Here is a 233-nt window from a genome sequence, read left to right on the forward strand (position 1 = left end):
ATCGGACCCCAACTCCATGAAGACGCGGGCGCGCAAGGCCGACGGCGGCTACCTGCTGTCGGGCTCCAAGCAGTGGATCACCAACTCCCCGATCGCCGACGTCTTCGTCGTCTGGGCCAAGGACGATGCCGGAGACATCCGGGGCTTCGTGCTGGAGAAGGGCATGAAGGGGCTGAGTGCGCCCAAGATCGAGGGCAAGTTCAGCCTGCGCGCCTCGATCACCGGCGGCATCG

Annotated in this window: 1 protein-coding gene; it reads left to right on the forward strand. The window is 66.1% G+C overall.

Features of this window, described 5'->3' with window-relative positions; all coding sequences use genetic code 11:
- On the forward strand, positions 1 to 233 hold a 233-nt coding region (locus tag N826_RS39490), incomplete at both ends, for an acyl-CoA dehydrogenase family protein (protein ID WP_044438196.1).

It is taken from the genome of Skermanella aerolata KACC 11604, assembly GCF_000936425.1.
GTDB lineage: Bacteria > Pseudomonadota > Alphaproteobacteria > Azospirillales > Azospirillaceae > Skermanella > Skermanella aerolata.